A 19,361-nucleotide genomic window follows, 5' to 3' on the forward strand; every position below is an offset into this window, starting at 1 on the left:
GAATTAGTTGGAAGAAAACTACATCTTTGAACCCAAAGGCTGACGAGGAGGCTGTTGCGGCAAAAAAAAACAGATTGAAACATTGTTGGCAAGCAACAGAGAAGAAATAGAAGCCCGAAGGCTGAGAGTATTACTAATAGATGAGTGTCATCTGCTATGGGGAGACTTAACTGGTTATGTTTGGGGAAAAACTGACCAAGAAATAGCAGTTGAAGTAGTTAACGAACGAGATAAACAGACATACTACGGGGCGGTTGACTATCTCACTGGCAAATTACTTCTTAAAGCTTACAACGCTGGTAATTCAGACAATACAATTGATTATTTACGTTATTTATTAGACCAGTCACCTAATCAACGATTACTTCTTTTTTGGGATGGTGCTTCTTACCATCGTTCACATCTGGTTCAAAACTTTTTAGGCGAAATAAATCAAGGTTTATCTCAAGAGCAATGGAAAATTCACTGTGTGCGCTTTGCTCCTAATTGTCCATCACAAAATCCTATAGAAGATATTTGGTTACAAGCAAAAACCTGGGTTAGACGTTTTTGTGCTTTAATTCCAACATTCTCTCATTTAAAGTGGATGTTTGAGTGGTTTATCCGAAACACTACCTTTGATTTTCTATCTCTCCAGATGTACGGAGTTCTTTCAGAAATCAAATACTAGTCCTATATACCTAAAAACTCATCTTCGGCTATGCCTACCACACGCAAATTTTGCCGTGCATACTCAACACTTGGCTTTTCTGCAAGTTGTGTTAATTGCAAAATTGAATTATTTTCTTGCCACACTCCAGTAACACACCCAGCTTTGTGAATTATATTCGCTGGCATGGTTGTTAAACTGACAACACTTTGATGCACTTTTTCGTAAATCCGCAGCATTTGAGCAGCACAAGATTGTTCAATCTCAGATTGATAAACATGGTCTCCTAACATCAACAAAAATGGCTCATCTTGCACCCAATCTTTAGCACAAAAAACTGCATGACCATAGCCTTCTTGCTGATGTTGAGTAATTATAGTAATTTTATTACCAATTTCTTCTAGATATAAACTATATTCTTGATTTTCTGGTGACAGCTTTTGCCAAAGTTCAGGTTTTGGTGGCTTTTTAAATAAATCTGTGAAAATTTCTACATCATCTGGTTGGACGACAATTCCAATTTCTGTAATCCCTGCACTAATCGCCTCTTCAACAATAGCCAAAATAACAGGTTTCGCCCTACCATCTTTGTCAATTATCGGAAACAATTCTTTTTTGACAACTTTAGTCGCTGGAAACAAGCGAGTACCAAAACCAGCCGCCGGAATCACAGCTTTTCTAACTGTATTTTGTAGCATATAGAGGACTCATATTTGATTTTTAAAATACACGTATAAGGATGTGTTAATGACAGCCTAACATATCTAATGCAAAGCTTTTGACGTGTTATGGCTTACGCCTAACACACCCTACACATACTACTGGAATTCTCTAAATGAGAGCCAAAAAAATCTATTCCCTGTTCTGTGTCTATGTTAAGTATGTTCAATAATTCAATCGGATTTTTGTATTACTTAATAGTGTCAGTTGATAAAGTGTCACTCGCTAGATGTTTGCTTTTGCAACATAAACGATACCCTTATTCATTGCAAGGAGTGATACCACTTCACTAAATTGTGAGTACAATTGATGTTTACAATACATCTATCCTATGAAGTATTGTAATTGGCAAATGTAGCTGAAATTCAGTGAAATGGTGAAGAGTTATACGAGAATGCACTTAAGAGATTAAAATACTTAAGTGCTTTTTCGTGTGACAGAAATACCAATTAATTTTATGGATTATTTTAGGTTTGGGGATGAAGCGATCGCCTAAAACATCTCTAAATTTTATTTTTTAAATAAACACAACAACCAGGCGCAACCTGATTGTTGTGTGGGGTGTGTCACTTAAATTGATACTCTGAAAGCAGTTTCAGAGCAGAGTTCTACTTGTAGAGTTCTGTTGATAAACGCCAAGCCAGAACGCCTGGAATCAGCGCAACAACCAGAGCAATGTACACTTGGGTATCAGAAATAGAGGTCACACCAAGCATTAGAGCGTTTGAGATCAGCATGGTTGAGAATCTCCTGACGTAAATGGATTATGAATACGTTTACTACTTTTCACTGTTTTGCCAAGTTAGTGGAATATCTTGTTACAAGATGCAACATAAGCTGGTCTTAGTCAGTAGCCATTAGTTACTTTTCATAAGAAAAATTTATAAAAATATGGATTTGTATTTGGGAATTGACTACGGTACGTCTGGTTCGCGGGCGGTGGTAATTGACAATGAGGGGAATGTGCAAGCAGAAGTACGCTATCCTTGGCAACAGCAAGAAGTAAACTACTGGCGGGCTGCATTATGGAGCCTATTAGCCCAGATTCCTGAGCAATTGCGGCGCGAAATTCAAGCTATTGCTATTAATGGTACTTCTTCTACCGTCTTGTTGTGTAACGCTGCTGGAGAGCCTGTAGATGCGGCTCTACTCTACAACGATGCGCGGGGTGCAGGGGTGCTAGAACAGCTAAAAAAAGTCGCTCCGCCGAACCATACTGTATTAAGTGCTACTTCCAGCCTTGCCAAACTTCTGTGGATGTCACAGCAACCATTCTTTGTAGAAGCACGATTTTTTCTTCATCAAGCTGATTGGTTAGCTTTTTTGCTGCATGGGAAATTGGGTATTAGCGACTACCACAACGCTTTAAAGTTGGGTTACGACGTAGAAAATTTGCAATATCCAGCATGGTTGGAGAAATTAGAAATACCTATTGCGTTACCGAAAGTTTTATCGCCTGGGACACCCATCGCCGAAATTCGCCAGGATATTGCGATTAAATTTGGTTTTCGCCATGATTGCTTAGTGTGTGCGGGGACAACAGATAGTATTGCGGCTTTTTTTGCTAGTGGGGCAAATTCTCCCGGGGAAGCGGTGACATCTTTAGGTTCGACTTTGGTATTGAAATTATTAAGTCGTACCCGTGTAGAAGATGCACGCTACGGAATTTATAGCCATCGCCTGGGTGATTTGTGGCTGACTGGTGGTGCTTCTAATACTGGCGGTGCTGTGTTGCAAGAATTTTTTACAAATGCAGAGTTAGCCAGTTTAAGTCGGGAAATTGATGCAGATAAAGCGAGCAATTTAGATTATTATCCCTTGTTGAAGCCAGGCGATCGCTTTCCAATTAACGACCCTAATTTAGCCCCACGACTCACACCCCGCCCAGATTCACCAAGAGAATTTTTACACGGTTTGCTAGAAAGTATTGCCCGTATAGAAACACGCGGCTATGAATTACTGCAAAATTTAGGTGCAGATAAATTACAACGCGTGTATACAGCAGGTGGAGGTGCAGCAAATTCCACTTGGACTGCTATTCGTCAACGATGTTTAAAAGTGCCTGTAGTTGCATCAAGATATACAGAAGCCGCCTACGGGACAGCACTTTTGGCTAAATCAAAACTGAATAATTAAATTACTAATTACGGAATTAACAGTTTAGCAATCTCATGGGGAGAATGGGCAATAAAATCTGCACCGTGAGCTTTTAATTCTGCTGCTGTTCCATAGCCGTAGGTAACACCAATTGTCGTTAAATTATGGTGCTTGGCTCCAATCATATCATGTAGGCGATCGCCTACCATCACCGCAGTTTGTGGTTCAATCTTTTCTTTCGCTAAAATATAGTGAATCAAATCTCGTTTGGCACTTCGGCTTCCATCAAGTTCACTACCATAAACCCCATCAAAAAGTGGTGACAACCCAAAATATTCAATAATCCGTGTTGCATAAATATAAGGTTTTGATGTTGCCACAAAAGTTTTATACCCAGCAACACGAATTTCTTTAAGAGTTTCTCTTATCTCAGGATAAAGAGTATTTTCAAATAATCCAATTGTGGAGAAACGGTGACGATAAAATGATATCGCTTGCTCCAAAATAGCATCATCTGAAGTATTGAGTAGCTGAGAAAAACTATCTTTAATTGGCGGGCCAATACACCAATTTAATTCATCAGCTTCTGGGGGTTTGTAACCTAATTCAGATAAAGCAAACTGAATACAACGAGTAATTCCAGGTTGAGGATCTGTCAGTGTGCCATCTAAATCGAAAAAGATAGAGTTAGCAGTCATAAATTTACTAATTTGCAACTTAAGATTTAGGTAATGCCAAATTTACGCCGAACTGCGTTTTTCGCCACTCAGCAAAGCAATACCTAATGTGACAATACCAATCCCCAAACTCTGAATCAAATTTAAATGTTCGCTAATCGTTGCCCATGCAATTAAGGCTGTCAAGGCTGGACTGCTTGCACCAATGATTGAGGCTTTAGTTGCACTAATCATCCGAATGCCTAAATTATTCAGTGTGTGTCCAGCAAAGCTAACTAGACCTGACAAAATACTACAAATCCACATCGGAGTCCAATCTAGTTGGGTACTATGAAGCGGCCAGAATATCAAACTAATACCCGAAAGTACCAGGGTAGAAGCAAAACTAATCCAAGTGAAAAGAATTGGATGGAATTTTTCTAAACATTTTTGAGCAATGACGCAATAGAAAGCGTAAACTATGCCTGCGCCAACACTAGCAAAAATACCAATTGCAATGGCCGAACTGTTGAAGCTACTAGAAGATTGAGGAACGGTGAGAACACTACCCACTAAAATAATACCCATCACTAACCAGCGAAAAAGTGTAGGCCTATCGCCAAAAAATTTCCAAGCCAGCAGTGCTGTAAATATTGGATACGAAAAAAACAAAGTCACAGCAATTCCTGTAGGAATCAAACCAATTGCGATGTAGAGTAACGCCACATATACAAACATCAGCACCCCACAGCCAAATGCTTGTAACAAAACATTTGTGCGATCTCGTTGCGTACTTGAGGTATCGCGCTGAAATAAATCCCGCAATTGTTTGCCAGCCGATGGATATAATTTGAATGCTAACGCAGCCATCAAGGGAACTACTACTAGCATTCGCATAAACATTAACAAAAATGAATTTTGCAAATCTGGTTTAACGTATCCACCCAGCAAAAATAAACCCAGCACAAAATGTTCAGAAAACAGAACTCGCACAATAATATTGTGAAATGCCAAGACTAGGGAAGATAAAAGAACCGTCAGGATACCTAACACGTTCAAAGGGTTCTGAAAGGACAACCTGATTGTATGGTTAAAACCACTATTACTCAGCGCAACCTTCCAAAACTTTGTTCCCCAAAATTAAAATAGCTGAGTAAGGATACTGTTTATCAGACATTCCATCACTACAAGCATTGTCTTTTTTGAGAATTAATGTGTTATTGCCTCTTAGCCGATAGACTCTGACAAAATCAGCCGAACGGCCTTGTGCTGTTAGAGGTGCAACGTAAGGAAAGGTTTGTTTTTTCACCTCTGGAGAAGAATAAACAATGCCGCTTTTGCTGACAGTAACGCTCCAAAAAGGTTCTGTACCCCTAGCCACAAATTTTTCCCTGTTAGCTATTTGGGCAGAAACACTAGAACTATGAGCTAATAAACTACCACTCAATCCCAACAGCGCAATATAACAGATAAAAGCTTTCATTGGTCAAGTCTGAATTTGATGAATATTTGATCAATACACCTAAATATTGTGGGAAAGGTGGTAGCCACGAAGTAGATAGTTCAAGAAATTAAATGAATTGAACTATCTACGTTATTTATATCGTGGCGGAAACCTGACTCATGCGGATTTATCCGCAGTAGTTATTTATAGTGATGTGGGTCATTGATGTATTGTTCGATAATTGCGGATGAAATTTTCCCCGTTGAATCATAGTAATACGAATGAGTCCACAAAGTAGGAAGTTTAAGCAGTTGTGGAAACTCTTGTCTTAAGTATCTGGATGACCGACCTTTAAAAGCCTTAACAATTGAATTAATTGGTGTACTGGGGTCATATTCTATCAATGTGTGAACATGGTCAGGTACAATCTCTAAGCATTTAATTATCCATCCTTTTTCACTTGCAACCTCAGTCATTATTTGACATTGATGATTTACATTCCGCAGATACCAATAAAAAACCCCAGTAAAACCGGGGTTTAAGAGAGAGTTTCAACAAAGATTTAATCCACGATTAGATACAGAAATACTTTTTAGCTCACGCCTAAAGCGACCAAAATAATTGCAGTCATAAACAAGGTAGCAATTGCGCCTTGAAGAGCATAGTTACGTTGCTCTTCGGCAGAAGGATACTCAGCGTAATACATTTTGGGTTCAGTAGCGTAGTTATTTAAAATACCTTCTTCGTTAATAGTTGTATACATAATGTTTTCCTGTGTTTGTTAACTTATGTAAATAAATTTAACAGTTTTGTTACGAACTGTCAACTACGCTTGACAAAAAAAGTTAATGGCAGTAAAAAGATATGCTAATCAAGTAGCTAGAAGTAAAAGCGATCGCCCCCAAGCAAGTTAAGAAACTCAAAGCTCATAAAAAATCGCGCTCCTATCCTCAGCCAACCGTTGCCGAGCAGGCTAAATAGAGAGCGATAATCGCAGTATTTACTTGTTTATATGGCTCAAAACTGAGTTACAGTCAAGCGCACGCCAGAATCTAGGCGGGGAATCTTTAAATAGTCCACTGGTTCGCCGTTACGTTGAGGAGTTTGGTTGTTGCTGGGTTTTTCGCATTCCTTAATCGCTGCTTCGGGATCGTTGAGTAAATCTAGAGGCTTAATATTTTTACATCCTTTTTCTTCGCTGACTTTGCCAATAGAATTAGCAATTTGTCTTAAGCGTTCGGCGCGAGTGAGGGCGTTATCAGTATCACTGTTAATTGTGACTGGTTCAGTGATTAAGGATGCAGCTTCGTGGCGTTCAATAAGGATAGGGTGATCATTCTCTTGTTGGGCGTAGACAGGACTAGCCAACGCTATCGCACTAACCACAACAGCTAAAGCTACAAGTGGGCGTTTCATAATTCAACCCCTGAGTGTAAGTTACCTAAAATACCTACAACGGCAATTCTATGTTATCCGTAAGTGAGGAAAACGCGATCGGGACATATATCGAAAAATCAAGTCTATCAAGCGGAAGCAGCACTGGTAAAATATATCGTCAGTAAGTTGAACAAACTTACACCTAATCAAGCACTAAAGTATTTTTTCTTCACCTTGTTATACATATTTTTCACTACTAAACTGACTAAGCGTGTTTGTGTTAAATCGGGAATGTTGCCTGGATGATGCTGTTTATGGTCAAAAAACTCATTTAATTCATTGAGAATGACTTGCAGCCGATGAATAATATTTTCATAGCGATATTCTGCCAGCACTTGTTCTGATAATTTTAAACTTACCGGAGAGTGAATGACTTGGAGAATACGCTGAATATCATACTCTTGAGAATAACCAGCGATTTTATAACAATTAAACCCCGGATCTAAATAATCAGAAAGCCCACCATTGACGCTAGAAAATACCTGACAACCACAAGCTAAAGCTTCCATTGGTTGCAGCCCAAAACCTTCACTCACACCTGTTTGCGCCCAATATTCCGCAGAATCATAGAGGTAAACTTTAGCGCGATTAAATAACCCCGGTAAATCTTCTACATAAGAGTTAACCAAAAATACCTTGCATTTTTTTTCCAACGTGGGAATTAACTCTTTTAATAAATATGCCGATGATTTTCTTGCCTGAACTAAAACATCAATGTCCCGTTCTAAAGATAAATTTTTAAATTCTGGACTAATTTCATTAGGCAAATAATAAATCAACGTATTAGGTGACTTCTGCCCCCAATAACCCAAGGTATTCCGACTGACTGTCACAATGGGGATATTTGCAGGTAAAGTAAATTTGTAACCTGCACTATGGGCATGATAAATAACATGATAAGACTGGAGCTTTTTAGCTAATTGAGCGATATCGAAACCCCAACTAATCACAAAAATCACATCATTTAAATTAGGTTCTTTGAGTAGGTCATCTAAAAATAACTTCCCGGTTTCTTTTTGGCGGTAAGTAACCACATCCGCATGACAAACCTGTTGAGCTAGTTTTAATGTTTTTAATTCTGCCCAAAGACCACCACAGGCAAATTTGCCGCTAGTTCCTGGCAATAAAAAATAAAGTTTTCGCATTATCAATTACAAATTAAAAATCATAAATAAATTATTAAATCAATCTATTTACTATTCTCCATTTCCGCATATTAATCTCGCCATTTTATCTTGACAAAATGCCCTTCTCTACCCCACATATCACGACTTATCGTAATATTTTCTATTACCAGATTAAAGGGAATAGCAGTTGTGAGATATCGCTGTGCCACTGAACCTAAATCAGGGGCGAGTTCTGCTGCTGTTGTTGCTGCTAAACCTAAACCAATCAATTGTTCAATTGGCCGAAATGGGAGCAGTAAATTTACACCTACAACTAGTCCAGCAGTTAACAGGATTGCCACTGACGAATTTGTGCCGCAACGGGGATGTACTGCTAAATCCCATTCACCATGTGTGAGTCTTTGGTGTGCTTGAGTAACTGCACGCCGCAAATTGCTGATATTGACTTCACCATAAAGATAAAAGCCTTGGTCTGTAGATAACCCACCCAGTAACTCGTTATCAATTTGAATTGTATTGGGTTTTCCTGGGGAAGTATGAAGGTTTTTTGTTTCGCTAAGAACCCAGACAGTGGCGTGTTCTAAAGCGTGAACTTGCCGCAGCATCAAAATTTCTTTTAAACCTGGAACAAATGATAGTTGTTTAAGTAAATCAGTATCTTGTTTCGGTTGAGGTGTAATCAAGTCGAAGCTAAAAAAATCAAAGGGAGACGAGCCACTTTGAATAGAACCAGAAGTTTCCATAGTAACGCTGCTCCCCCAGCTGATGGAGCAATCTAGATTTCTTACAAATGTAACGCTTGTAGCCAGGGATTATTGCTAATTTTTATTGATGATGAGTCAGCAGCCTTTGGCATATTTAGGAATTAATTACGCACAAAGATTGTCTGTGGAGGCTGAGTTAATGGGTTTTGGATACATACACCCCTAAACCCTTGCCCCCTTCTCCAAACCCTTGATTGTTCGTTTTCATCCGTAAGTCCTGATATTGATGAATGCCTCAATCAAGATGAATGGGTGTAAAGGATATGGGCTGTAAGTCTGACATCCCATACCCTCATACCCTTACACCCAATCTTGACAAGTCCTGTGAGTACTCTGTTGTGCTTTGATGCTAGGTTCAAGCTGAAATAGATGCGTGAGGAGTAACACAAGCTGTGAACCAAAATGTCGATTTATCGTTCGCTGTCCTAGACACGATTAATAGCATCTGCCAAACGCTATTGACCGTGCCACCTTGAGATTGGGGATTTTGGAATGAGTCTTGTGTACAAGCCCCGTTCCGCACAATTTGAGATTTTGGGTTGCTGATTTTGGATTACTCCAAAATCGCAAATCTCAAATCCAAAATTGATTGACCGCATTTCGGATTTAGTCGATCAGCAAGGAATTCATTCGTACTGATTAGGCAGAGGGCAGCAATTGACATCATTTAAACAGACTTTACCCCACTGTAACGCCCAACGGACGAGAGCCACTCGGTTTTCCGTTTGAGTTTTCGTGAGAATGTTGCTGATGTGGTTATCAACTGTGCGCTTGCTAATTTCCAGTTTTGCTGCAATCTCTTGGTTAGTTAAGCCAGCGGCCACTAAGTCGATAATTTGCAGTTCTCTGTCTGACAGAGTAACAGGGGTCTGAGACTCGCCACTAGCCATGACTGGTTCTATCCTCCCTTGGTATATGTACTTAATCACTCTATTTAATTCTAGAAGATTCTTTTGTTGGTAGGGATTTGAAGTGTTAGCTGCAATACGATTGACAATAATTTTTTTCAAGTTCAGCTTGATGATAATCTTATGCTTCATTAAACTTAGGTGACTGTTAATACTAATTAACAATATTTTTTTCCTGATTTACCGCAATACTCAAAACTGAAATCGGGTGCTTATACATCTGATAAGAGTAATAAAAATTGCTCTAGAATTCTTTACAGGACTGGCGACAGATGATGAAGATTGTTGTAGATTTTATACTGACCAAGGGAGAATTTAGAACTTTGAATTCAAAATTTAGGGGGAAAATATTTTAATTTATGTACTCTAAGTTCTGAATTCTTATCTACTTTCTGTAGTCAAATCGAAATTCTAAAATGAGATGAGCAATCCCCGTGTTTTGTGTCTCGGTGAAATTCTGTTCGATTGTTTAGCCGATCAATTAGGGCTAAAGTTGGAAGAGGTAAAATCCTGGACTCCTTATCCAGGAGGTGCGCCAGCAAATGTGGCCTGTGCTTTGGTAAAACTGGGAACTTCTGCCGGATTTATTGGTGCGGTAGGGGAAGATGAACCAGGAAATGCACTGGTACAGTTATTAAAAGAAGTAGGCGTAGATACATCAGGTGTACAGCGTCATTCTAGTGCGCCAACGCGTCAGGTATATGTAGTGCGGGATTTGGCAGGCGATCGCACTTTCGCTGGCTTTGGTAAATATGACACATCTGAATTTGCAGACACGCGCTTACAAGCGGAAAAATTGCCTATTTCGTTGTTTGAAGATGCAGATTTTTTGGTTTTGGGGACTCTGGAATTAGCCTATCCTGAAAGCGAAAAGGCTGTTTATCGGGCTTTAGAATTAGCCGAGCAGTTTGACCTGAAGATTGTGCTAGATGTTAACTGGCGACCAGTTTTTTGGCAAGACGAAAATATCGCGCGGCAAAAAATTCAAAATATATTTAAGCGCGTTGATTTTCTCAAACTCTCCAAAGAAGAAGCGGAATGGCTATTTGATACCGCCGATGCAGGGGCCATTACTTACCGTCTAAATTCTGTGGAAGGAGTGCTAGTGACAGATGGGGACAAAGGTTGTGCCTATTGCTTAGGTGGTAGCGAAGGCATATTACCCGCTTTTCCTGTGAAGGTGGCTGACACAACTGGTGCGGGAGATAGCTTTTTGGCAGGGTTTATCCATCAGCTAAGTCAGCATAGTATTCAGAAATTAGAAGATGCAGACACAGCAAAACACATTATTACCTATGCCAGTGCTGTAGGAGCTTTGACTACTATTAAACCAGGTGCGATCGCTTCTCAACCCACGGCAGCAGAAGTTGAAGCTTTCCTGACTTCTGGGCAAGTTTAAGCCGTAGCATAACTATTTGGGATATCAGCAATAATTGGCTGATATTCCTAACTAAAAATATTTAGCTAAATTTTTATTTTGGCCAAACCTAAATAAAGGATACCTTCGGGAGAAATATCAAACCGACAAGGTAGCACTTCCACACCAAGGGCGATCGCTTGTCGCAGTAACTCACCATATACTGGATCTTGACAATCCCCAGGGGCAAACTCTGTACAATCACCCCGGTTGATAAAATACAGCATGACACTACGCGCTAAAGGTCGCAACGCCATTAATTCTCGCAGGTGTTTTTGTCCTCTGGTGGTTTCTGTGTCAGGAAATAATGCTAATGTTCCTTGCGCCCAGGTTGTGTTTTTGACTTCTAAATATATGGGGAGTTCTGTCTCACTACCTGTCAAAAAAAAATCAACACGGCTTTTTTTATCTAAGCCATAAACCACTTCACTTTTAATTTGGCTGTAGTTACCTAATTCTGGGAATAAATATTTTGCTAAAGCTAGCTTAACTATGCGATTCGGTAAAGCAGTATTTACACCTACCCAAGTGGGTTCGTTATCGTGGACTTGAATTAGTTCTAGTGTGTAAGCAAGTTTACGCTTCGGGTTATCACTTTGAGAAAGCTGTACCAAACTACCAGGACTGGAAACTCCAGTCATAGGGCCTGTATTGGGACAGTGGGCGGTGACTATTTCACCATTAGCTAGCTGCACATCAGCAAAAAAACGCTTGTAGCGTTTGAGCAAAATGCCAGGGTAGAGAGTAGGGTAACGATAAAGCCAATCAAGCATTTTTTTGCAAAACCAACCACAGATGCACAGAGCATCATATCGTGGTTTGCGTTGGAATCAAAAATAGAGTGCTTGCTCAAGCATAAATTACATTTTTTTAAGAAAATATACGTATTACTGCAAATGGGGAAGTATAAATTTACTAGCTCATAGGGGAATATATGACTAATAAGTTTGACTCACCGCTACATTGTTCATTGACTGTCGATTTTCCAGACTCTACTGACCAAGAATATTTACGGGCAATGGAGAGTCTGTTGATAGTAGTGCAATATTTGTCACTAGCTCGTAATTTAGAGCGAATTATGGAAATTGTTAGGGTAGCGGCCCGACAAATCACTGGGTCAGATGGAGCTAGTTTTGTTTTACGAGACAATGGTTATTGCTATTATGCCGATGAAGATGCGATCGCTCCTTTATGGAAGGGTCAAAGATTTCCGATGAGTATTTGCATCGGCGGCTGGTCTATGTTGCATCGTCAGCCTGCGATTATCGGTGATGTCTATAGTGATTTGAGAGTTCCCCATGTAGCTTATCAACCAACTTTTGTAAAAAGTATGGTGATGGTTCCGATTCGCACATTTGATCCGATTGGTGCAATTGGGATTTATTGGGCAAAGCTTCATCACCCCACAACTGAAGAAGTCAAGTTATTGCAGGCTTTGGCAGATACTACAGCAGTCGCAATGGAAAATGTGCAGGTATATGCAGAACTAGAACAACGAGTTAGCGATCGTACTGCGGCTTTATTAGCAACTAATACCTACTTACAGCAAGAAATCCGCGATCGTCAAGCGGCAGAAGCTGAAGTCCGTCGTCTTTCGATTACTGACGAGTTAACAGGACTGTACAATCGGCGGGGATTTTTTATTTTGGCACAACAGCAACTTAAACAAATTCAGCGATCTCAGGTTGCTGCTAGCCTAATGTTTATCGATTTAGATGGTCTCAAGCTCATCAACGATTCTTTAGGACATGAAATTGGTGATGCCGCAATTTTGGCAGCCGCAGAATTGCTGAAGCAAACATTCCGCACATCTGATATTTTAGCCAGACTCGGCGGTGATGAATTTGTTGTGCTGATGCAAGGAAAAAATTATCAGTTTGAGGTTACACAACAACGACTGCAAACTGCAATTGCCCAATTCAATCAAAATCAACACCAATCTTTTCAACTGTCAATGAGTGTTGGTCTGCAATCTTACAATCCCAGTCAACCTATTTCTTTAGATCAATTAATCACCTTGGCAGATATGAAAATGTATGAATGTAAGCGATGCAAAAAATTAAGTAATTAGGCAATCAAACTTGTCAATCAGAAGGGTGTGGGGTGTGGGGAAGATGGGGTGGTGACGAAGGTGGTTGTTAGGGCTGTATTTTCCTTTACACCCTGCCCCATTGGGGCAGGGTCAAGCCTAGAAATTAAGTTTATTTTGGTAATTGAATTCTGGCTTGACGAGAACCATAAAGTTCGATAAACCGATTAAACAACAACATGGTTTCGTGTTGAGAAGCCAAATTTAAGTTAAATAAACGCTCAACATTCTTTTCGGCTAAGGCTTGCAAATAAGGTAAATCTTCAAAGAGTGTTAAACAAGTAGCACAATGCAAAATTATCTGTAATATCGGTTTGGGCCATTCTAAATCACTATAAATATCGATAAATAATTGATGTTCACACTCACTAATGGGAAAAGCGTGAAATATCACCACAATTCTTTTGTCGTTATATGCAGGAATACTCAATTCAATGGTGTAGGGAGTGTGTAAAATTAAATCTACTTCGACAATTGGTTGCCGCCAAAATCTGAGGATGTTGATATTTGGTTGCAACATAGTGGTGAATTTAATAGCTCCACCTATATTAGTGGGCTGAAATTGACTAATATTCAAAACCTTTAAGTTGTTCAAACTAAATTTGTGAACAGACTCTAAGTGCTTTAAGTTTAATAAATGATAGATTTGACAATAATAAGGGAACGGCAAAATATAATCTTGGCTAATCATGTGCCGCTTTTTTAACCTCAACTTATTAGCTTGAGTCCGCGATAAATATTCTGCGTATTCATTTGGTTCGACATCGTTACTACTTAAACTTCCTTCTGGTTTTAAATAAATCCAACTAACAAAAAACACGCAAGTCATTAATATCTGCAATATCTCTACAGGAGATAAGTAGCTATCAGATAATACAGCAAAGCTTCTATCAGATATAGCAAACAACCATGATGGAATGCCAATTAACCAAACACTACTTTTAATTTGATCCATCAACAAGGCAAATTCTACTTTGATAGATGCCTGAGTATGATTTGTGTCATTGTTATGATTGTGATTTTGTTGCTGCCAGCAATTAATAGTCATAATATCTACACTAAAGTTGTAGTTTATTTGTTTGGTATACGTAGCTATAACAGTGGACGGATAATAAATAGCCGAGCAGAAATAATTTTGCTTGGGGATTGTGAGTATTTATAAATGTCCTGAATGCCTATAAACTTGCTATTACCAATTTCATTCTAAGTAAGCAAACTACGAATGTACTCTATCAATGGCTGTAGACCGAAATTACATATATTTTATCTCTTCAATTACGAGAGATGCCCTGTAAATTACTCAAAGATAGAGAAAAAATATTTAAATTTTGCTAAAAATGTATCTAATAACTACATTAAATCTAACTATAAGTAGAAGGCAATATATATCAAGTTATCAGTATACTGTTATTGAAATAAAGTTTTGCTTACGTAGCGATCGCCCAACTAAAAAGCATACAATACTTACAAAGTTTACTGTTAGTTTGAAGCTGCAAGTATGATGTTATACTGTTTCCCTGAAAAAATGATTCAGATAAGCGAGTATTGAGAGCAGAAGAAGCCGATAGAGCCGAGAAAGTGATTGGTATTAGTCATTTTCTAAAACAGTATTACACTCTTAATTTTTAATCATTGCAAATAAAACTCCGTGATTGCACTTCCAATCACGGAGTTTTATGTTCTAGACTTGGAGTTTTATGTTTTTACCACAGAGTTTTGTGTTCGGAACTCGGAGCTTCATGTTTTTATCACGGAGTTTCGAGTTCTGAACTCGAAGTTTCGAGATAAAAGCACGAAACTTTTAGTTTTTAGCCGCAACGTTGCAGATTATAACTTAATCGTTCCTGTTATTTGCTTCTGAGTCGCTGTTCATATCTGCTTTTTTACCTTGAAATAGGAAATGTTTCATAAAAGTGACTAAAATTGTTTGTTGATAAACACATATCTTGCACGCCTGCGACTGAAGTCGCGGCTACACAGACAAAACCCGCACTTCGACAAGCTCAGTGACCACCTGCGCGGGTTCCAAACCCTTGATATTGCGTTAGTCCGCGTGGTGCGCCAAGCGCAGCGCAAGCGCGATAGGCGGACTTCGTTTGTATAGCCGCGAATTCTATTCGCTGGGGCTAGGTGCAAGATGTGAATAAATAAATCAACTTCAAAATCCCAAGACTTGCATTGATTTCTCCAATACTTCTTTAGGTCGGAATGGTTTAGTGAGATATAAATCAGCCCCAACATCCATACCTTTTTGTTTATCAAACTCTTGTCCTTTAGCAGTCAACATAACAATATAAACATCTGTCATTTGCAACTCATGTTTAACTATCTGACAAACTTCTAGACCACTCATTTTAGGCATCATCACATCGAGAAATACTAAATTTGGTTTCTCGGTTTGAATAGTTTCCAGAGCTTCTTGTCCATTTCTGGCAGTTATCAGTTCGACACCTTCATCTTCTAAGGCTTCTAAGGCTTGTTCCATCAAAGTTACAATATTAGGTTCATCATCTACAATTAAAATTTTTTGGGTCATAATAATTTGATATTTTAGATTTTTGGCTAAAATTGCTTACTCATTTGATACTATATTGATTTCCATCTAGACAGAGAAACCGAAGTGAAAAGTAAATAATTATTTACTTTTCACTGCTCATATTCAGTCAGCAAAATTAGCTATCAGATAGCATAATAAAGAAGACATTTTCTAACTCCTTTTCAAACCTGAGAGTTTTAACTAAATCAGTTTCATGCGAAAAAATAGAGTCGAGGATAATCATATCTGGTTTAACCGTCAAAGCTTTATTTATACATTCTTGGGGATTAGATGCTTCAATCACACTGTATCCTTGAGTTTGCAGGACATCAGAGATGATTTTTAAAGTTGAGGCATTTTTATCAACAACTAACACCTTTTTACTAGAAGTACCTTGAGAAAGCAGTAAACCAATTTCATTTAGCAATTGCTCAGAATTAATGGGTTTGGTGAGATAGCGATCAATACCAATGTGATAGCCGCGTTCTTTGTTTTCAATAATTGACAAGATGATGATGGGAATGTCTGCTGTTAAGGGGTCATTTTTCAGAACAGCGGCCACATCAAAGCCATTAATTTGCGGCATCATCACATCTAAAAGAATTAAATCGGGATGGGCTGTTTTAATTTGGTGAATTGCGTCCATACCGTCTTTGGCTTCTCGTACTTTGTAGCCTTCGTTTTCTAATTGTTGGCGCAATAATTCCCGAATATTGGCATCATCATCTACTACCAAAATAGTTTTGCGTTTTTCATTTAACACAGGGTTAGTAGTGATGACGTGTTCTTTGAGTTGTTTGACTAGTGCATCTAGATTGAGTTTGGCATTAGCTTTGTGATCTACCATATAGCTGGGGATGAGGAAAGAGAAACTGCTACCTTGGCCTGGTTCACTTTCAACCCAGATTCTGCCCCCGTGATGTTCGACGATTTGTTTACAGATGGGCAGCCCCAAGCCTGTACCTTTGGGTTTATCGGTCAGGGTATCACCAACTTGGCGGAATTTCTCAAACACTTTCGGTTGGTCTTCTGGTGCAATACCTATACCTGTGTCGATGACGCTGATACAAACACCGTCGTGATGTTGCTTAATGCGACAGGTAATAGAACCAGAATCGGTAAATTTGACAGCATTAGAAATCAAGTTAATTAAAACTTGCAATAAACGGTTGCGATCGCCTATGATTTGCGGCAAACCAGATTCCATCTCACAAATTAATTCCAAGCCGTTGGTTTCAAATAACGCTGCTGTGGAAGTAGTTGCCCAATCGACTAATTCAGTAGGATCAAGCGGTTGCATTTGCCATTCCACTTTTCCTGCTTCCATTTTGGCAATATCTAACACATCGTTAATTAACGATGTCAGCCGTTCAGCTTCAGAAACAATAATATTGAGATTGTCAGCTACGCGCTTAATGGTTTTTTGCAGCTTGCGGTCTTCTGTAGTCAAGACAGGAAAGACATCTGTTTCTAGCTTTTCTTTAATGATGGAAGCAAAACCTAAAACCGAAGTCAGTGGTGTGCGCAATTCGTGGGAAACTGTAGAGATGAAGTCAGTTTTCATTTGATCGACTTCTTTTTCTGCTGTGACATCCCGAATCAGTAAAGCCGAACCAAAGCAAGTATCGGGTTCGTTGGCAATTGTCCTTTTAAAGATAGCGGTGGCTACTGCTTGTCCAATGCGTTCTTTTGCTAGTGCGACTTCAGCCGCAAATACCTCTTTAGGATGGGTTTGAGTTTGTTCTACCAAATTTGCTAAACCAAAGATGGGCAATTCTCGATAGTGGCCTTTGATGGCGGTGGCTGATAATCCGTGCATAGTTACAAAAGCAGGATTAAAGTGAGTAATTAGCCCTTCGGTATCTACTACCAATAAACCATCAGCTAAGTTATCTAAAATTGCATTTAGACCTTGGGCTTCTGCAAGGGTGTTTTGGAGTTCGGCTGTGCGTTCGGCGACTCTGGCTTCTAATTCTTGATTCAATTGCCGTAAAGCGACTTCAGCTTGTTTGCGGGCGGTAATATCAGTATTAATTTCTAATACCGCACAAGGAAGGTCATCAGCATCGCGCTGCAAAGTCCAACGGCTTTGGACGGTAATGAGTTTGCCATCATGGGTAACGTGTTGCACTTCTCCTTCCCAATGGCCTTGTTCTAATAACTCAGCAGTAATTTCTTGTTTGGGTTTAGGAAAGATTTTTTTTAAGAATGTGTAAATAAACTGGTCTTTAACTTCTGCGCGTGTCCAATGGTAGAGCCTCTCCGCCCCTTGATTCCAGTACAAAATTTTGTCGCTCATGTCCCGCACAATAATGGCATCGCTGGAATGATTCAACATATCTAATAATCGTTGATTTTCCGCTTCTGCTAACTTGCGATCGTGAATATTGGTGCAAGTTCCAATCCATTCTCGAATACTACCGTCTGCTTCCAAGACAGGCGCACCACAAACAGAAAAATAGCGATAGATGCCATCTTTGCCACGCAATCGATATTCAGTTTGGTAAAGACTGCGATTGGCCACAGCCTGATTCCAATTATTTGTCGAGCGGGTACGGTCATCAGGATGAATCGGATCAATCCAGCCCCAACCAGCGACTTCGGCTTCAGTCTGTCCTGTGTATTCTATCCAAGTCAGCATTTCACTGCTGATTCCTAGCCCTTCGGCTGTAGCTCCCCAAACAATTTGCGAGCTAGCAGTTACTAAAGTACGATATCGTTCTTTTAACCGTTGATTTTCGGCTTCTGCGAGTTTGCGATCGTGAATATCCGTACAAGTGCCAATCCACTCACGCACACTACCGTCTTCTTCGATGACAGGCGCGCCCCAGACCCAAAAGTAGCGATACTTACCATTTTTACCGCGAATGCGATATTCAATTTGATACATACTCCGGTTGGCTACAGCAATACCCCAAGCTTCGCCAGTGTAGCCGCGATCATCGGGATGAACAGCATCAATCCAACCACCATTTTCAGCTTCTGCTAAAGTTTGCCCTGTGTAAGCTATCCAATCTGTGAGTTCAAAGCAAATACCTTCTGGGGTGCTGACCCAGATAATTTGGGTGTTAGTTTTAATCAAAGAGCGATAACGGGCTTCGCTCTGTTTCAAGATTTTTTCTGATTGTAAGCGTTCTTTTTGCGCTTGTTTGAGGTCAGTAATATCTTCCACAGTTGACCAAATTAGCTGCTCGCCATCTTGCTCAATTAGTTGACCAGAGATACGGACTGGCACAAAATACCCGTCTTTGTGAATGTATTCTTTTTCATAGGGGCCGTAGTGACCATTACGGATAACATTATCTATAAAAGCTTGGTCACTAACGGTATATTGTTTTGGCGTAAATTGTTGGTAGTTGAGATTTAAAGTTTCGGCAACAGTGCGACCCAGAATCTGAGCATAGGCAGGATTGATGTTAATCAATGTTCCATCCATCCGGTACAAGGCTAAACCAAGAGGACATTGCTCGAAGAACAAATAACAATTGTCTGGATGAATCTGGTTAGGCATGGCGGA

At 39.5% G+C, this 19,361-nt stretch carries 16 protein-coding genes and 3 pseudogenes; 4 read left to right on the top strand and 15 right to left on the bottom strand.

Annotation, left to right across the window (positions count from 1 at the left end; all coding sequences use genetic code 11):
• Window positions 1–670, top strand: a pseudogene (locus H6G69_RS26420) (IS630 family transposase); the annotation flags it as partial.
• A 5-nt stretch (window positions 671–675) separates the two neighbouring features.
• Here the strand turns inward: H6G69_RS26420 and H6G69_RS26425 are convergent.
• Window positions 676–1,347 (bottom strand): annotated as a pseudogene (locus tag H6G69_RS26425) (sugar phosphate nucleotidyltransferase); the annotation flags it as partial.
• 630 nt (window positions 1,348–1,977) lie between these two features.
• Entirely contained in the window at window positions 1,978–2,085 is a 108-nt protein-coding gene (gene psaM, locus H6G69_RS26430) for a photosystem I reaction center subunit XII (protein WP_242056340.1), read from the bottom strand.
• Window positions 2,086–2,260: 175 nt separating this feature from the next.
• Between psaM and H6G69_RS26435 the strand changes: the two genes are divergently transcribed.
• Window positions 2,261–3,505, top strand: a complete 1,245-nt coding sequence (locus H6G69_RS26435; RefSeq protein WP_190692094.1) for an FGGY-family carbohydrate kinase — start codon at window positions 2,261–2,263, stop codon at window positions 3,503–3,505.
• Window positions 3,506–3,513: 8 nt separating this feature from the next.
• Here H6G69_RS26435 and H6G69_RS26440 read toward each other — a convergent pair whose 3' ends face one another.
• The 9 genes and pseudogenes from H6G69_RS26440 to H6G69_RS26480 all read right to left on the bottom strand — a co-directional run bounded on the left by H6G69_RS26440 (window position 3,514) and on the right by H6G69_RS26480 (window position 9,784).
• On the bottom strand, window positions 3,514–4,164 hold the full coding sequence (locus tag H6G69_RS26440; protein ID WP_190692095.1) for an HAD family hydrolase: 651 nt from the start codon (window positions 4,162–4,164) through the stop codon (window positions 3,514–3,516).
• 42 nt (window positions 4,165–4,206) lie between these two features.
• Window positions 4,207–5,199, bottom strand: coding sequence for a DMT family transporter (locus tag H6G69_RS26445; protein ID WP_242072191.1), 993 nt, complete (start codon window positions 5,197–5,199; stop codon window positions 4,207–4,209).
• A 25-nt stretch (window positions 5,200–5,224) separates the two neighbouring features.
• A complete protein-coding gene (locus H6G69_RS26450) occupies window positions 5,225–5,605 on the bottom strand; it encodes a COG3650 family protein (RefSeq protein WP_190692096.1) in 381 nt (126 codons plus the stop codon).
• 161 nt (window positions 5,606–5,766) lie between these two features.
• A pseudogene (tnpA, locus tag H6G69_RS26455) lies at window positions 5,767–6,048 on the bottom strand (IS200/IS605 family transposase); the annotation flags it as partial.
• Between the two features lie 110 nt (window positions 6,049–6,158).
• Window positions 6,159–6,329, bottom strand: a complete 171-nt coding sequence (gene psb34, locus H6G69_RS26460; RefSeq protein WP_190692097.1) for a photosystem II assembly protein Psb34 — start codon at window positions 6,327–6,329, stop codon at window positions 6,159–6,161.
• 254 nt (window positions 6,330–6,583) lie between these two features.
• Complete coding sequence (locus H6G69_RS26465; protein WP_190692098.1) at window positions 6,584–6,982, bottom strand: hypothetical protein; 399 nt, start codon at window positions 6,980–6,982, stop codon at window positions 6,584–6,586.
• A gap of 167 nt (window positions 6,983–7,149) precedes the next feature.
• The gene (locus H6G69_RS26470) at window positions 7,150–8,148 is read right to left on the bottom strand and encodes a glycosyltransferase (protein ID WP_190692099.1); all 999 of its coding nucleotides are present in this window, start codon (window positions 8,146–8,148) and stop codon (window positions 7,150–7,152) included.
• A 71-nt stretch (window positions 8,149–8,219) separates the two neighbouring features.
• Complete coding sequence (locus tag H6G69_RS26475) at window positions 8,220–8,873, bottom strand: DUF6391 domain-containing protein (protein ID WP_190692100.1); 654 nt, start codon at window positions 8,871–8,873, stop codon at window positions 8,220–8,222.
• A gap of 647 nt (window positions 8,874–9,520) precedes the next feature.
• On the bottom strand, window positions 9,521–9,784 hold the full coding sequence (locus H6G69_RS26480; RefSeq protein ID WP_190692146.1) for a helix-turn-helix transcriptional regulator: 264 nt from the start codon (window positions 9,782–9,784) through the stop codon (window positions 9,521–9,523).
• Between the two features lie 439 nt (window positions 9,785–10,223).
• Here H6G69_RS26480 and H6G69_RS26485 point away from each other — a divergent pair, with 439 nt between their 5' ends.
• Window positions 10,224–11,201, top strand: a complete 978-nt coding sequence (locus H6G69_RS26485; RefSeq protein ID WP_190692101.1) for a carbohydrate kinase — start codon at window positions 10,224–10,226, stop codon at window positions 11,199–11,201.
• A 65-nt stretch (window positions 11,202–11,266) separates the two neighbouring features.
• On the opposite strand, the gene sfsA is transcribed toward H6G69_RS26485, so the two are convergent.
• Window positions 11,267–11,992: a DNA/RNA nuclease SfsA gene (sfsA, locus tag H6G69_RS26490; protein ID WP_190692102.1), complete on the bottom strand. Its 726-nt coding sequence runs from the start codon at window positions 11,990–11,992 to the stop codon at window positions 11,267–11,269.
• 161 nt (window positions 11,993–12,153) lie between these two features.
• Between sfsA and H6G69_RS26495 the strand changes: the two genes are divergently transcribed.
• On the top strand, window positions 12,154–13,290 hold the full coding sequence (locus H6G69_RS26495; protein WP_190692103.1) for a sensor domain-containing diguanylate cyclase: 1,137 nt from the start codon (window positions 12,154–12,156) through the stop codon (window positions 13,288–13,290).
• Between the two features lie 130 nt (window positions 13,291–13,420).
• On the opposite strand, the gene H6G69_RS26500 is transcribed toward H6G69_RS26495, so the two are convergent.
• The 3 genes from H6G69_RS26500 to H6G69_RS26510 form a co-directional block, all read right to left on the bottom strand.
• Complete coding sequence (locus H6G69_RS26500) at window positions 13,421–14,356, bottom strand: hypothetical protein (RefSeq protein ID WP_199336285.1); 936 nt, start codon at window positions 14,354–14,356, stop codon at window positions 13,421–13,423.
• A gap of 1,110 nt (window positions 14,357–15,466) precedes the next feature.
• Window positions 15,467–15,844, bottom strand: coding sequence for a response regulator transcription factor (locus H6G69_RS26505; protein WP_190692104.1), 378 nt, complete (start codon window positions 15,842–15,844; stop codon window positions 15,467–15,469).
• A gap of 136 nt (window positions 15,845–15,980) precedes the next feature.
• On the bottom strand, window positions 15,981–19,355 hold the full coding sequence (locus tag H6G69_RS26510; protein ID WP_190692105.1) for a PAS domain S-box protein: 3,375 nt from the start codon (window positions 19,353–19,355) through the stop codon (window positions 15,981–15,983).
• Window positions 19,356–19,361: the final 6 nt, after the last annotated feature.

The sequence above is a fragment of the Nostoc sp. FACHB-110 genome (genome assembly GCF_014697425.1).
Taxonomy (GTDB): domain Bacteria; phylum Cyanobacteriota; class Cyanobacteriia; order Cyanobacteriales; family Nostocaceae; genus Nostoc_B.